The organism is Amaricoccus tamworthensis, from assembly GCF_049800875.1.
GTDB lineage: Bacteria > Pseudomonadota > Alphaproteobacteria > Rhodobacterales > Rhodobacteraceae > Amaricoccus > Amaricoccus tamworthensis.
In genome coordinates this window covers 18,972-31,352 of sequence record NZ_JBNAFV010000005.1, presented here as the reverse complement: position 1 = coordinate 31,352, position 12,381 = coordinate 18,972, and the positions used below count along the sequence as shown (strand labels likewise).

The following is a 12,381-nucleotide window of genomic DNA, read 5'->3' as shown; positions in this document are numbered from 1 at the left end:
CTGTTAGTGATTGGTATTGTCATCGTCGCGCATGGCGGACTTGCCGGGGAATATCTTTCGGCGATGGAGCATGTGGTCGGGAAACGGCCCGGCACCATTTCGGTTGCCGTGGGCCCGGACGACAATGCCGAAACCAAACAGGATGAGATCGACGACGCGGTGGCCGCCGTGGATGACGGGGACGGTGTCATCATCGTGACGGACATGTTTGGCGGCACGCCGTCGAACCTGGCCGTATGCGCGTGCAACACCTCGCGGCACCGGGTGCTTTACGGCGTGAACATGCCGCTCCTGATCAAACTGGCCAAAACCAGGCATCTGTCCCTTGATGAGGCGGTGGCCTCCGCCTTGACGACCGGGCGCAAGTACATCAACAGTTTGGCAGGGTTTGATGCCAGAGCGGTGTCAGGCGCCAAAACCTGAGAAAACACTGCCTGGGGACGGAATGAAATTCAGCCTTGAAATGGTAAACACGAAGGGGCTGCATGCGCGTGCTTCGGCGAAATTTGTCGAAGTGGTCGAGCGGTTCGGGTCGCGTGTGACGGTACGCAAGGACGGCATCGAGGTGCCAGGGGACTCCATAATGGGTCTGATGAGCCTGGGCGCGTCCTGGGGAAGTCACATTGAGGTCGAGATAGAGGGCGACGACAGCGAGGAGGTCGCTGACGAAATCAAATCCCTCGTCGCAAACCGTTTCGGCGAACCGTCCTGACCGCATGGGCCCGGGTGCAGGCGTTGCGGGTGGTTGTCACCCGCGTTGAGTGCCGGTAGGTCACGGTATGACTGAGGGCAAAGGCACCAGACGGAAATACCATCACGGCAACCTGCGGGAAGCCCTCGTTGAGGCTACGCTTGGCCTGATCGAGGAAAAGGGTCCGCTTGGGTTTACGCTGGCCGAAGCCGCGCGGGTTGCAGGGGTGAGTGCCGCCGCACCGTATCGTCATTTTCGGGGCCGGGACGAGTTGATCGAGGAGGTCGCCCTGCGCGGCTTCACAATGTTTGCGGATCGGCTTGAGGCGGTGTTCAACGATGGCAAACCCTCAACGCTGTCGGCGTTCATGGCGACGGGGCGGGCCTATCTGGCATTCGCGCGGGAAAACCCTGGCTACTACATTGCGATGTTTGAGAGCGGTGTTTCAATCGCCGGAAACTCCGAGCTTGCACGGGCGACGGAGCGCGCGATGGGGGTTCTGCGCAAGGCGGCCGAACAGCTGGCTGATGCCCTGCCGCCGGAGAAGCGGCCGCCGCCGGGCATGGTCGCCAATCACATCTGGGCATTGAGCCACGGCGTTGTGGAACTGTTCAGTCGTGGAGCACCGGGGGCCAGAGCGCCGTACTCAGCGGACGAAATGCTGGAAAGTGGCGCGGCGATTTATCTGCGTGGGCTGGGATTGATACGGTGACCGCCATCATGCCGGACGGGTTCGTGACGCCGCAACTGGATGTGCGTAACTGGCGTTCGGACCTCACGGATCCATTGGCGAGAGACCGGATTGAGAAGTCACTTGCGGAGATTTTGACCCTGCCGGTGCTTGAGCACCTGCCTCCTCCACTTCAGTTGGGCGCAGGGCCGGACGCGGTGAGCTCGTGGATCGACGCCCGGGCGGTAGAGAGCGAGGTTTTGCTGGTGCGCCTTCGGGACGATGGGCGATTGGTTGGGCTCATTATCCTTGCAGTGGATGCAGGGCGTGGCGACGCTCCCGCGCTCCATATCGGCTATCTCCTGGGCGAAGCGGTCTGGGGGCGGGGTCTGGCATCAGAGATGGTGAGCGGGCTAGTTGAGGCGGCCTCGGACGGCCCGAAGTTGCGGCTTATTGGCGGTGTGGACAGGTCAAATCCCGCGTCAGCGCGGGTTCTTCGCAAGGCGGGGTTCGTGATTTACCCTGAGCTTTCGCAGGCTGAAGTGTACATGTACGTGCTGGAAACCGGGTAAAACCTGCGTTTTTGCCAAGGATTTTGGTCGAAACGGACAAATCTCGAAAAAAGTTGCCCCGGAATATTGACTTTGGAACCCGGCATCCCAAATATGTGAATGTAATTAACATTAACATTGAAAGGAGCGCATGATGGACACGGTGTCCCAATGGTTGGAAAAATCCCGCGATTGGCTGGATGAGCGGGGTAAGCCGGCCTGGATTATCGCGATGGTCGCAGGATTCATCGTGTTTTGGCCGATCGGTCTTGGAATTCTATTTTACATGATATGGAGCAAGCGCATGGGATGCAGCAGCAAGTGGAAAAACCGTCGCAGTCGCCGGGCGGATTTCGGTAAAACCGGGAACGTCGCGTTCGACAGCTATCGCGAGGAAACCCTGAAACGTCTGGAAGAGGAGCGCGACGCGTTTGTGACGTTCCTTGAGGAACTGCGCTCCGCGAAGGACCGGGCTGAGTTCGACCAGTTCATGAACAGCCGCAGGAGCCCGGACGCAGCGGCCTGATCGGGTCGGTTGCGATCGGGTGCCCCCACCAGGTGTGGGGGCATCGGGCGTTCAAAGGCTGGCGGCGGGGCACTGGTCTTCCGCCAGGCCGGAGAAGCTCTAACGGCCGTAAGTCATGCGCTTGAGCACGTCGTCGCGGTTGATCAGGTGATGTTTGATCGCCGCGCCGGCGTGCGCCAGCAGAATTGCGGTGAGCAGCAGCGCTCCGAACCAGTGGACGGAGGCGAAGAAGGCCTCCACGGATTTGACGCCCGGCACCCAGGGGTCCGGCATTTCCCAAACCCCGAAGACCATGTTTTTCATGTTCAGCAGGTCCTGGTTGGGCGAGGCGGCTGACATGGCCCAGCCCGAAAGCGGCATGATAAACATCATCAGGTAGAGAATTTTGTGTGTCACCTCCGCGACCGTCCATTGCCACACGGGCATGTCGTCGGGTCGGCCGGGGGATTTGCGCTGGACCAGCCGCCATACGATACGGAGGACGGCAAGCACAAACACAACGAAGCCCCAGCTCTTGTGGGTCTGCGTCAGGCTGTACTGCCGCAGAAGATCATCGACGGCATTGGTCATGTAGAGCCCCATGCCGAGTTGGAAGAGGATAAGGACGGCCATAACCCAGTGAATGAGACGGGTTATCCACCCCCAGCTTTCAGTTGTGTTTACCGCCTGCATGGCCGTCCACTCCGCTTCCAGAATCCGCTATCAGTTGTTCAGCTCGATATTGATCGTGACCGGCAGAACCGCGCCGATGACCGGTGCGCCAAAATCGATACCGTAGTCGGTGCGGTCAATGTCACCGGTGATGGTGAAGCCTGCGACCTGCTGTTCCGGGTTGAACGGGTTTTCACCGACCTGGTTCATCACAACGTCGAAGGTTTCGGAATTGGTCGTGCCCTTGATCGTGACGTCGCCGGTCAGTTCAGCGGTATTGTCACCGGTCATTTCGATGCCGGTGGAAACGAAGGTGATTTCCGGGTGGTTGGCCACATCGAGGAAATCCGCGTTTTTGACGTGCTCGTCACGGGCCTCGAAAAAAGTGTTTACGCTGTCGGCCGCGATGGTCACCGCCACTTCGGTTGCGGCGAGATCCTCGGGATCGAAGGTGATGTTCGCATCAAACTCCTCGAAGGTGCCGGTCACGGTCGAGAAGCCAAGGTGTTCCACATCGAAGAAGATCGAGGCGTGGGATTTGTCGAGCGTCCACTCTGCAAAAGCGGGCAGCGGAGCGACGGAAATGGCGGCGGCAGCGGCCAGATGGATGAATTTCATGTCAGGTCCTTCCTTGTTGCTGAACCCCAGATCGTGTTTTTGTCGCCGATAATCCAGCCATTTGTGTGCCAACATTTTGTTTCCCGCGTGGAAACGAAGGCGGTTCAGCCCTCACATTTACGTCGAAATTGGAAGTAAATTCTATTTCGATGTGATCAGAAGTCTGATCTCCACGGGGAGGATTGTGGCAATCTCGGGCGCGCCCTCGGTTGACCCAAACTCCCTGCGGTCGACCTGTCCGGACATGTTGAAGCCTGCCTCGAAGCGGTCAGGGGCGTCAGTGGACGGGCCGTAGCGGAAGACGGATGCCCCGAACGTGATGGGGCGGGTGATGCCGCGCAGGGTTATGTTTCCGAAAATATCCGCGGTGCTTCGGGAAGTCTGTTCGAGACCGGTGAGTTCGAAGCTGATCTCCGGATACTCGGCTGAACTGAGATAATCCCTGCTTTGCAGCAGTTGGTCGGCGAGAGCGACGCCGGTCGACCCGGAGCGGGCGCGGACGTACACCTCCGCCTCGACCCGCTCGGGGTGGGCCGCATCGAAGTCAATCTCTCCGAGGATTTCCGGGAACACGACCCTGGCGGTCCCGCCGGCCCATTTTACGCTGACGGTGACCTGTGACTCAGGGCTGATGACCCACGGTGCCGCCCGCGGCGGGGCGCTGGTGAGAAGCATTGCGAAAATAACGCCGAGGATCAACCGCATGACACTGACACTCCTTTGCAGTAGCACCATGCTACAGCCTGCGGACCGATCTGTCGCGGGTGGGCTGCGACGCTGATGCCGATGTGATGGGAGCCAATGCCGGAACCGTTCAAAAACCTTTTTAGTGCTGATTTGATTGCGTCGCTTGGCGGACATCTGGCGCGGCACATGCCTGAATTCGACCGGGAGGGATTCGTTCGCACTGCGGCAGACGGGCTTGAGGATCTGGAGTTGCGGGATCGCTCGCGGCAGATCACCGCGGCACTGGTGCGCTACCTGCCCGAAAATTTTGAGGCCGCGGCGGACGTGATTGCCGCGGCCCTGCATCCGGAAGAGGAGGCTGTCCTGTCCGATATGGCGACGGATGACCGTGGCATTCGGGGCTGGGCCATCATGCCGATCGGCGATTTCGTCGCGGAGCGGGGTATGGGGGATTTCGACCGGGCAATGGATCTGCTGAGGGACCTGACGAAGCGGTTCTCGTCGGAGTTTGCAGTTCGTCCGTTCATTGTGGCCGACGAGGCGCGGGCGATGGAGCATGTGATGTCGTGGGCGCAGGATACGAATTTCCATGTGCGCAGGCTCGCCTCGGAAGGGTCGCGGCCCAGATTGCCGTGGGGGATCAGGCTGAACACGTTTATTCGGAATCCCGCGCCCGTGCTGCCGGTTCTGGAGAAGCTGCGTGATGATCCGGAGGAATATGTCCGTCGCTCGGTTGCCAACAATCTCAACGACATCGCCAAGGATCACCCGGATCTGGTCGCGGGGATCGCGGCGCAGTGGATGAAGGATGCGGGCAAAGACCGGGTGCGGCTGGTCAAACATGCCTGCAGAACGCTGATTAAGCAGGGGCATCCGGCGACGCTAAAAGCGCTGGGCTATGGGCCGGCGGAGGTGGATGTGTCCGGGTTTTCGCTGGCGTCTGATGTGGTTGAGTTTGGGACCGTACTGGAATTCCAGTTTAACGTGACCTCGCGGGTCGATGAGGTGCAAAACATAATTCTCGACTACCAGGTGCATTACGTTAAGGTCAACGGATCGCGAGCGCCGAAGGTATTCAAGCTTAAGGTATTGAAGCTTCCGCCCGGCGAAACGGTTTCCATCAGCAAACGGCATGCCATGCGCGCGATTACGACGCGACGGTTCAACAACGGTACGCACCGGGTCGAGATACTGGCCAACGGTGCGGTGCTGGCGGGGCGTGATTTTGAGCTGACCGGGGTCTGACCGGGGCTAAACGCCACGATCCTGGCGAAAATTGCCTGACGTGTTATAGTCGGGGTGAGTTCAACGGTTAGAGGATTTTGGTATGGCTAATCTGGTTGTCTGTGCCGACGGCACCTGGCAGACCCCCGACGATGAGGAAAGTGGCGTGTCCACCGCCTCGAACGTGAGCCGCCTGGTGAAGTCCCTTGGTGATACGGACAACAATGGCCTGCCTCAAAAATGCCATTACATCACGGGCATCGGTGCCGGTGACAGTTTTGTTCAGCGCCTGACGGGCGGTGGTCTTGGCCTTGGGCTCAGCGAGGATATTCGGGAAGGCTATCTTTGGCTCGCCAAGAACTACACGCCCGGTGACCGTATCTATCTTTTTGGATTCAGTCGTGGCGCCTATACCGTGCGCAGCCTGGCCGGGATGATTTCGGGATATGGTCTGCTGGACCTGACCGGGCCGGACCTCAATGAGGATGAGCGTGACGCGCAGGTTCGCCGCATATTCAACATGTACCGCAGTCAGGACGACGCGGAGTTTTCGTCGAAACTGTCGTTCTTCAATACTCCGGCCGGGTCAACGGGGCGCAAGCAGACGCCGGTCCATTTTCTTGGCGTTTGGGACACGGTCGGTTCGCTTGGCATCCCCGATGATTTGGGTTTCCTGAACGTCCTTGATAATCCGGCGTGGCATGCGTTTCACGACACCGAACTGAGCAATGTGGTCGCCCATGCGCGCCATGCGCTGGCGATGGATGAGCAGCGGCAGAGTTTCACGCCGACATTCTGGACCGGACTGGAAGAACATCGCGACGTGAAACAGATCTGGTTCCCCGGTGTTCACGGCGATGTCGGCGGTGGCTATCCGGAGCCTGAACTCAGCAACATTTCACTGCGATGGATGATGCGGGAGGCCGCGGATCAGGAACTGGCATTCAGGCCCGATGCGGAGGCCTCGCTCGGTGGGGAGAGGCCGGACGGGTTCCTGCACGATTCGCTCTCGGGTGTGTTCAAAAAACTCAAAACATGTCCGCGGGCGGTGCCGCTGTTCGGTGAAGGCATGGAAGAGGCATCAGTGCATCCGGCCGCCGTGGCCCGCAAGGCCGCGCCGCCGGCTGCGGATCCGGATTACTGGGTCCATAGCGACTTGGCCGTTGGTCATACGGAAGTCACCGAGGCCATGGCGCGGCCCAGATGGAACCGGACGCCATTTTATCTGCGTGCCGGAGAAACCTACAATTTCAGGGCATCCGGACAGTGGACGGACGGCTTGGTGACCTGTGGTCCAGGCGGAACCGATGACGGAGATTTTCAGCCCGGAGAGATTGCGCATGTGGCGGGAACCGGTCTGGGCCTGCTTGAACGCCTGTTCCGGAAGGTCACCGGGAACACGGAGACGGATTTTCTGCTCACCCGTCGACATGAGGAGTTCAGCTGGTTCTCGCTGGTGGGTGTTGTTGCGAACAATGCTGGGGACGGTGGCCCCGGATCACATGAGACCTTCGAAATCGGAAACGGCGTGACGGGATTCACACCTTCCGCTGACGGGTTTCTCTATGTCTACGCCAACGATGCCTGGCAGACCTATGGCAACAATTCCGGAAGCCTCGAGCTGAAAATCACGCGAACTGGATAGGGGCGGAGCGGTTACCGCGTCGGGACGGGTTTCTCGCCGCGGTAATCGTAGAATCCGCGTTTGGTCTTGCGGCCCAGCCAGCCGGCTTCGACATATTTGGTCAGAAGCGGGCATGGGCGATATTTGGTGTCGGCCAGGCCGTCATGCAGCACGTTCATGATGGCGAGGCAGGTGTCCAGACCGATGAAATCCGCGAGTTCCAGCGGCCCCATGGGGTGGTTTGCGCCGAGTTTCAGGGATGTGTCGATGGACTGCACCGAGCCCACACCCTCGTAAAGTGCATAGACCGCCTCGTTGATCATCGGGATCAGGATGCGGTTTACAATGAACGCCGGGTAATCCTCGGAACTTGCATGGGTTTTCCCGAGCTTTTCGACCACGCCGCGCAGGGTCTCGTAGGTTTCCTGGTCGGTCGCGATGCCGCGAATGAGTTCCACCAGCTGCATCAGCGGCACCGGGTTCATGAAATGGAACCCCATGAATTTCTCCGGGCGGTCCGTATTGGCGGCGAGGCGGGTGATCGAAATGGAGGAGGTGTTCGAGGTCAGGAGTGTGTTGGGGCCGAGATGAGGGGCCAGGCCCTCGAATATTTTGTGTTTAATCGCCTCGTTTTCCGTGGCGGATTCCACGATCAGGTCGGACCCGCCGACCTCGGCAATGTCCGTTGTGGGCTTGAGCCGGGCGAGGGCGTTTTCCTGATCTTCGGCGGAGATCGTTTCCCGTGAAACCTGGCGATCCATGTTTTTGCGGATCGTCGCGAGGGCTTTTTCCAGGGCCTCCTCGGAGATGTCGTTGAGCGCAACGTTGTAGCCCGCGAGTGCAAAAACATGGGCGATGCCATTGCCCATCTGACCCGCGCCAATGACGCCTACGCTGCTGATTTCCATGGGGGGAGTGCCTCGTGTTCCGTTATCGCAATGACAATAGGATGGGGGGCAGGGCGCGTGCAACCTCTATGTGCCGCACTGCGAAATCGGCCCGCTCCCAACAGCGGAAGCGGGCCGGATTGGATCAGCCGAGTTTTTCCTCAAGGGCCGGAACGGCCTCGAAGAGGTCGGCGACGAGACCGTAGTCGGCCACCTGGAAGATCGGGGCTTCCTCGTCCTTGTTGATGGCAACGATGACCTTGGAGTCCTTCATGCCGGCAAGGTGCTGAATCGCGCCGGAGATGCCGACGGCGATGTAAAGTTCAGGGGCCACGACCTTGCCTGTCTGGCCAACCTGCCAGTCATTGGGGGCATAGCCGGAATCGACGGCAGCACGGGAGGCGCCAACCGCTGCACCGAGTTTGTCCGCCAGTTTTTCGATAATGGCGAAGTTTTCCTCGGAGCCAACACCCCGACCGCCGGAGACCACGATGCCTGCGGAGGAAAGTTCGGGGCGGTCGGATTCCTGTACCCGGTCCTCGACGAAACTGGACACGCCCGGATCGGCCGCGGCCTCACCGGTGCTGATGTCTGCGGCAGCCTGCTCGCCAACACCGTCGAAGCTCGCGCCACGCACGGTGATGATTTTTTTGGCGTCGGTGCTTTCCACGGTCTGAATCGCGTTACCAGCATAGATCGGGCGCTCAAACGTGTTGGCATCCACTACGCCGGTAATGTCGGAGATGACCATGACATCGAGAAGCGCGGCAAGGCGCGGTGCGACGTTTTTGCCGGTGGTGGTGGCCGGGAACACGATGTGCTCGTAACCATCAGCCAGACCGAGTATCAGGTCGGTCAGCGGCTCCGCGAGGCGGTGGGCGTAATGAGCGCCCTCAACGTGGAGAACGGCGGCGACGCCATCGAGCGCGGCAGCGGCAGAGGCCACATCGCCACAGTTTTCGCCGGCGACCAGAACGGTGATGTCACCGCCGATTGCTTTTGCCGCTGCGACGGCCCTGGACGTGGCGTCATTCAGTTCGCTGTTGTCGTGTTTTGCGTAAACAAGGACAGCCATCAGATAACCCCCGCTTCCGTTTTGAGTTTCTCGACCAGCTCGTCAACCGATCCGACCATGACGCCCGCCTTGCGGGTGGATGGCTCGGCCGTGCCGACGATTTTCAGGCGCGGGGTCACATCCACGCCGTAATCGGCGGGCGTTTTCTCTTCGAGCGGCTTTTTCTTGGCCTTCATGATGTTGGGCAGCGAGGCGTAGCGCGGCTCGTTGAGGCGCAGGTCGGCGGTTACGATTGCAGGCAGGTTCACCTTGATGACCTGCAGGCCGCCGTCCACCTCACGCGTAACCGTCGCGGAGCCGTCACCCATTTCGATCTCGGAGGCGAATGTCGCTTGCGGCCAGCCGAGCAGGGCGGCCAGCATCTGGCCGGTCGCGTTCATGTCGTTGTCGATGGCCTGTTTGCCGGCGATGATCAGACCGGGTTCCTCGGCGTCGGCGACACCCTTGAGGATTTTCGCAACGGCCAGGGGCTCGATATCTGTGTGAACGTCGTCGGTAGCCTCGACCAGAATGGCGCGGTCGGCCCCCATGGCAAGCGCGGTACGCAGGGTTTCCTGTGCCTTCTTCACGCCGATGGAAACAACCACAACCTCGGTTGCGACGCCTTTTTCCTTCAGACGGATTGCTTCCTCGACAGCGATCTCGTCGAAGGGATTCATCGACATTTTTACGTTTGCCAGATCAACACCGGTGCCGTCGGCCTTCACCCGCACCTTCACATTGTAGTCGATCACGCGTTTGACAGGCACGAGAACCTTCATGGCGCTCCCCAATGTTTGAACGCGGGCGCCCGCAAACCGCAGGTGACTGGACGCCTCGCAGCTTAAATTCACCTGAAGCGAGTGGATACGTTCGTGCGGCAGCAGGTGCAACCATAACTTGGCGTTAACAGCTGCCAAAAATGCCCGGCGACATCACGATGAGGAGCGAGAAGTTAGCGTTGGGGAGGGATTGCAGCGTTTAGCGGTTGGCCCCAGGCACCCAGAGAACGTCGTTGCGACCATCGTCATTGGCAACGCGGGCGGCAACAAAAAACCAGTCCGACAGACGGTTGAGGTACGTCACGGCCGCCGGATTGATTTTTTCATCGCCAGCCAGTTCCACCACGAGACGTTCCGCACGACGGCAGACGGTCCGGCACACATGGAGATGTGCCGCAAGGCGTGATCCGCCGGGCAGAACAAAGCTGCGGAGCGGTTCAAGGCGCTCGTTCATCAGATCGATTTCGGCCTCGAGGCGTGCGGTCTGTTCCGGCGTGACGCGCAGCGGCGGGTATTCCGGCTCCTCTCCGTCCTCTACTTCCGGGCGGCAGAGGTCCGCGCCGAGGTCGAACAGGTCGTTTTGAATGCGGGAAAGCGCGGTGTGTTCGTCGCCGTCATACTCGACACGGGCCAGGCCAACCGCGGCGTTCAACTCGTCAACCGTACCGTAAGCGTTGACCCGGGCCGAGTGCTTCGCAACGCGGGAGCCGTCACCGAGCGCGGTGTCTCCCTTGTCGCCGGTTCGGGTGTAGATTTTGCTCAGAACGACCATACAGTTAACCTCCGCTCCGTGCCCAGACGAATACAAGTATAAGAATTACCGCAACAAACTGCGCCACCAGGCGGGCGCGCATGATCTTGTTCGCGTATTTCCGGTTGAAATCGCCGCCCTTGCCGAAGGTGCCGACGCCGAAAACCAGAATTGCCAGTACCAGCAGACAGGCAACCGCCACGACGATGAAAAGTGGATCCTGTGCCATTGAATTCCCCTGTTTCCTGTCCCCGGACTAATCCTTTCGAGGAAAATTGCAAGCCGACCGGATCACGTTACTGTTTGACGAGAAGCCGGTCCTGAAGGCTGGTTGGCAGGGCGCGTCGCACGATTTCGCCAAGGGTGGTGGGAACCGTTACACGATATTTTGGGCGTGGATGGGCGTGTTCGAGGGCGTGAATGAGCTTTTTGGTGCAGGCGGACGGTGGCAGTTCGAAACGGTCGGGGCGTTCCTTGTTGGCGTAGAGGCGCGGCATGAGGCTTTTTTCGTAGACCTTTCGCTGCGCGGAATTTTCCCAGTCGATCCAGCGTTCGAAATGGGCGGCGGCATTTTGCCGGATGCGGCTGGTGATCGGACCGGGCTGGATGACGGAGACATGAATGCCACTGCCCGCGAGTTCGAGGCGCAAAGCCTGGGTCATGCCTTCCATTGCGAATTTGGTGCCGCAGTAGGGGCCGCGCATGCGCAGGGGGAGGATGCCCAGAACGCTGGAGATATTTACGATACGTCCATGACCCTGTTCGCGCATGACCGGGATCACCTGACGTATGATCTCGAACGGGCCAAACAGGTTGGTCTCGTAGACGGCCCGCATGGCGTCGCGGGGTATGTCCTCCATCGCGCCGGGCTGGGCGAAAGCTCCATTGAGGACGACCGCGTCAAGGCGTCCTTCGGTGAGTTTCAGCGTTGTTTGAATGGCGTTTGTGATGCTCGCGTCTTCGTCGTGATCGAGTATGAAACTGGTCAGACCCTCCGCGGTCAGCCTGTCGCAATCCGCCTGTTTGCGGCAGGTGGCCAGCACCTGCCAGCCGCGCCGGTGCAGGGTCTGCGCGAAATCGAGGCCAATCCCGGATGAGCAGCCGGTGATCAGGACCGATCGCGTCATCCCCTGACCTCTGACGCTGGCATGATCAGGCACGTGCTGGTTGCAGAGGCCAGCAGTCGCCCGCGACTGTCACTGACGGAGGATTTGGACGCTGCAACGCGCCGCCCGCGGTTTACCATGTTGCCCTCAACGCGAAGTTCGCCTGTCTCCCGCGTTATTGCGCGGTGAAGCGTTAATTTGATCTCAAGCGTGGTGTAGGCCTCGCCAGCTGTTAGAGAGATGTGAACGATGCAGGCCGCGGCGGTGTCGAGAAGGGTGGCGGTGAATCCCGCATGGACCGTGCCCATCGGGTTGAGAAACTGTTCGGTCGCCTGGCTGGAGAGGATAAGCCGTTCGGGGCTTGCCTCCACAAATTCCATCGGGACGGTGTCGCAGATTGGCGGAGCGGGGTATTTGCCCTCGATGACGCCGGAGAAATATTCCATGCCCGACATGCCAAAGAGTTCGGCCGGGGACAGCAGCCCCGTATGCGTTTGCGTCATCCAATACGCCTTCCGTTCATATTCCGTTTACCCAATAATTCTGGACCGGGGGGGTT

The 12,381-nt window shown here is 60.0% G+C and carries 17 protein-coding genes; 7 read left to right on the top strand and 10 right to left on the bottom strand.

Annotated elements, in window-relative coordinates; genetic code table 11:
* Positions 1-6 precede the first annotated feature (6 nt).
* The 5 genes from ACP15P_RS10605 (at position 7) to ACP15P_RS10585 (ending at position 2,438) form a co-directional block, all read left to right on the top strand.
* Complete coding sequence (locus ACP15P_RS10605) at positions 7-423, top strand: PTS sugar transporter subunit IIA (RefSeq protein WP_424928430.1); 417 nt, start codon at positions 7-9, stop codon at positions 421-423.
* A 22-nt stretch (positions 424-445) separates the two neighbouring features.
* On the top strand, positions 446-712 hold the full coding sequence (locus ACP15P_RS10600) for an HPr family phosphocarrier protein (protein ID WP_424928429.1): 267 nt from the start codon (positions 446-448) through the stop codon (positions 710-712).
* A 67-nt stretch (positions 713-779) separates the two neighbouring features.
* Positions 780-1,403, top strand: coding sequence for a TetR/AcrR family transcriptional regulator (locus ACP15P_RS10595; protein WP_424928428.1), 624 nt, complete (start codon positions 780-782; stop codon positions 1,401-1,403).
* The gene (locus ACP15P_RS10590) at positions 1,400-1,933 is read left to right on the top strand and encodes a GNAT family N-acetyltransferase (protein ID WP_424928427.1); all 534 of its coding nucleotides are present in this window, start codon (positions 1,400-1,402) and stop codon (positions 1,931-1,933) included. Before ACP15P_RS10595 ends, ACP15P_RS10590 begins: the two co-directional genes overlap by 4 nt.
* A 133-nt stretch (positions 1,934-2,066) precedes the next feature.
* Positions 2,067-2,438 (top strand): DUF2852 domain-containing protein, encoded by a 372-nt coding sequence (locus ACP15P_RS10585; protein WP_424928657.1) that lies wholly within the window; start codon positions 2,067-2,069, stop codon positions 2,436-2,438.
* 99 nt (positions 2,439-2,537) lie between these two features.
* Here the strand turns inward: ACP15P_RS10585 and ACP15P_RS10580 are convergent, their stop codons facing one another.
* The 3 genes from ACP15P_RS10580 to ACP15P_RS10570 form a co-directional block, all read right to left on the bottom strand.
* Positions 2,538-3,110: a cytochrome b gene (locus ACP15P_RS10580; RefSeq protein WP_424928426.1), complete on the bottom strand. Its 573-nt coding sequence runs from the start codon at positions 3,108-3,110 to the stop codon at positions 2,538-2,540.
* A gap of 30 nt (positions 3,111-3,140) precedes the next feature.
* On the bottom strand, positions 3,141-3,707 hold the full coding sequence (locus ACP15P_RS10575) for a YceI family protein (protein ID WP_424928425.1): 567 nt from the start codon (positions 3,705-3,707) through the stop codon (positions 3,141-3,143).
* Between the two features lie 141 nt (positions 3,708-3,848).
* Positions 3,849-4,412 carry a YceI family protein gene (locus ACP15P_RS10570; protein ID WP_424928424.1) on the bottom strand — a complete coding sequence of 188 codons (564 nt, stop codon included), beginning with the start codon at positions 4,410-4,412 and terminating at the stop codon, positions 3,849-3,851.
* A gap of 96 nt (positions 4,413-4,508) precedes the next feature.
* On the opposite strand from ACP15P_RS10570, the gene ACP15P_RS10565 reads away from it, so the two are divergent.
* A complete protein-coding gene (locus tag ACP15P_RS10565; protein WP_424928423.1) occupies positions 4,509-5,639 on the top strand; it encodes a DNA alkylation repair protein in 1,131 nt (376 codons plus the stop codon).
* Between the two features lie 82 nt (positions 5,640-5,721).
* Positions 5,722-7,263, top strand: a complete 1,542-nt coding sequence (locus tag ACP15P_RS10560) for a DUF2235 domain-containing protein (RefSeq protein ID WP_424928422.1) — start codon at positions 5,722-5,724, stop codon at positions 7,261-7,263.
* Positions 7,264-7,274: 11 nt separating this feature from the next.
* On the opposite strand, the gene ACP15P_RS10555 is transcribed toward ACP15P_RS10560, so the two are convergent.
* From ACP15P_RS10555 to ACP15P_RS10525, 7 genes are all read right to left on the bottom strand, one after another.
* Positions 7,275-8,150, bottom strand: coding sequence for a 3-hydroxybutyryl-CoA dehydrogenase (locus ACP15P_RS10555; protein ID WP_424928421.1), 876 nt, complete (start codon positions 8,148-8,150; stop codon positions 7,275-7,277).
* A gap of 124 nt (positions 8,151-8,274) precedes the next feature.
* Positions 8,275-9,204: an electron transfer flavoprotein subunit alpha/FixB family protein gene (locus tag ACP15P_RS10550; protein WP_424928420.1), complete on the bottom strand. Its 930-nt coding sequence runs from the start codon at positions 9,202-9,204 to the stop codon at positions 8,275-8,277.
* Complete coding sequence (locus ACP15P_RS10545; protein ID WP_424928419.1) at positions 9,204-9,965, bottom strand: electron transfer flavoprotein subunit beta/FixA family protein; 762 nt, start codon at positions 9,963-9,965, stop codon at positions 9,204-9,206. Before ACP15P_RS10545 ends, ACP15P_RS10550 begins: the two co-directional genes overlap by 1 nt.
* Before the next feature lie 199 nt (positions 9,966-10,164).
* Positions 10,165-10,737 carry a cob(I)yrinic acid a,c-diamide adenosyltransferase gene (locus ACP15P_RS10540; protein ID WP_424928418.1) on the bottom strand — a complete coding sequence of 191 codons (573 nt, stop codon included), beginning with the start codon at positions 10,735-10,737 and terminating at the stop codon, positions 10,165-10,167.
* Between the two features lie 4 nt (positions 10,738-10,741).
* Positions 10,742-10,945, bottom strand: coding sequence for a twin transmembrane helix small protein (locus tag ACP15P_RS10535; RefSeq protein ID WP_424928417.1), 204 nt, complete (start codon positions 10,943-10,945; stop codon positions 10,742-10,744).
* Between the two features lie 67 nt (positions 10,946-11,012).
* Positions 11,013-11,843: an SDR family NAD(P)-dependent oxidoreductase gene (locus ACP15P_RS10530; RefSeq protein WP_424928416.1), complete on the bottom strand. Its 831-nt coding sequence runs from the start codon at positions 11,841-11,843 to the stop codon at positions 11,013-11,015.
* Positions 11,840-12,325: a PaaI family thioesterase gene (locus tag ACP15P_RS10525; RefSeq protein WP_424928415.1), complete on the bottom strand. Its 486-nt coding sequence runs from the start codon at positions 12,323-12,325 to the stop codon at positions 11,840-11,842. Before ACP15P_RS10525 ends, ACP15P_RS10530 begins: the two co-directional genes overlap by 4 nt.
* Between the last annotated feature and the right edge of the window lie 56 nt (positions 12,326-12,381).

Bases quoted from the DNA above. Each gene is read 5' to 3' on its own strand.
- ACP15P_RS10600 (WP_424928429.1), top strand. From the start codon at position 446: ATGAAATTCAGCCTTGAAATGGTAAACACGAAGGGGCTGCATGCGCGT.
- ACP15P_RS10595 (WP_424928428.1), top strand. From the start codon at position 780: ATGACTGAGGGCAAAGGCACCAGACGGAAATACCATCACGGCAACCTG.
- ACP15P_RS10585 (WP_424928657.1), top strand. From the start codon at position 2,067: ATGGACACGGTGTCCCAATGGTTGGAAAAATCCCGCGATTGGCTGGAT.
- ACP15P_RS10580 (WP_424928426.1), bottom strand. From the start codon at position 3,110: ATGCAGGCGGTAAACACAACTGAAAGCTGGGGGTGGATAACCCGTCTC.
- ACP15P_RS10575 (WP_424928425.1), bottom strand. From the start codon at position 3,707: ATGAAATTCATCCATCTGGCCGCTGCCGCCGCCATTTCCGTCGCTCCG.
- ACP15P_RS10570 (WP_424928424.1), bottom strand. From the start codon at position 4,412: ATGCGGTTGATCCTCGGCGTTATTTTCGCAATGCTTCTCACCAGCGCC.
- ACP15P_RS10565 (WP_424928423.1), top strand. From the start codon at position 4,509: ATGCCGGAACCGTTCAAAAACCTTTTTAGTGCTGATTTGATTGCGTCG.
- ACP15P_RS10560 (WP_424928422.1), top strand. From the start codon at position 5,722: ATGGCTAATCTGGTTGTCTGTGCCGACGGCACCTGGCAGACCCCCGAC.
- ACP15P_RS10555 (WP_424928421.1), bottom strand. From the start codon at position 8,150: ATGGAAATCAGCAGCGTAGGCGTCATTGGCGCGGGTCAGATGGGCAAT.
- ACP15P_RS10550 (WP_424928420.1), bottom strand. From the start codon at position 9,204: ATGGCTGTCCTTGTTTACGCAAAACACGACAACAGCGAACTGAATGAC.
- ACP15P_RS10545 (WP_424928419.1), bottom strand. From the start codon at position 9,965: ATGAAGGTTCTCGTGCCTGTCAAACGCGTGATCGACTACAATGTGAAG.
- ACP15P_RS10540 (WP_424928418.1), bottom strand. From the start codon at position 10,737: ATGGTCGTTCTGAGCAAAATCTACACCCGAACCGGCGACAAGGGAGAC.
- ACP15P_RS10535 (WP_424928417.1), bottom strand. From the start codon at position 10,945: ATGGCACAGGATCCACTTTTCATCGTCGTGGCGGTTGCCTGTCTGCTG.
- ACP15P_RS10530 (WP_424928416.1), bottom strand. From the start codon at position 11,843: ATGACGCGATCGGTCCTGATCACCGGCTGCTCATCCGGGATTGGCCTC.
- ACP15P_RS10525 (WP_424928415.1), bottom strand. From the start codon at position 12,325: ATGACGCAAACGCATACGGGGCTGCTGTCCCCGGCCGAACTCTTTGGC.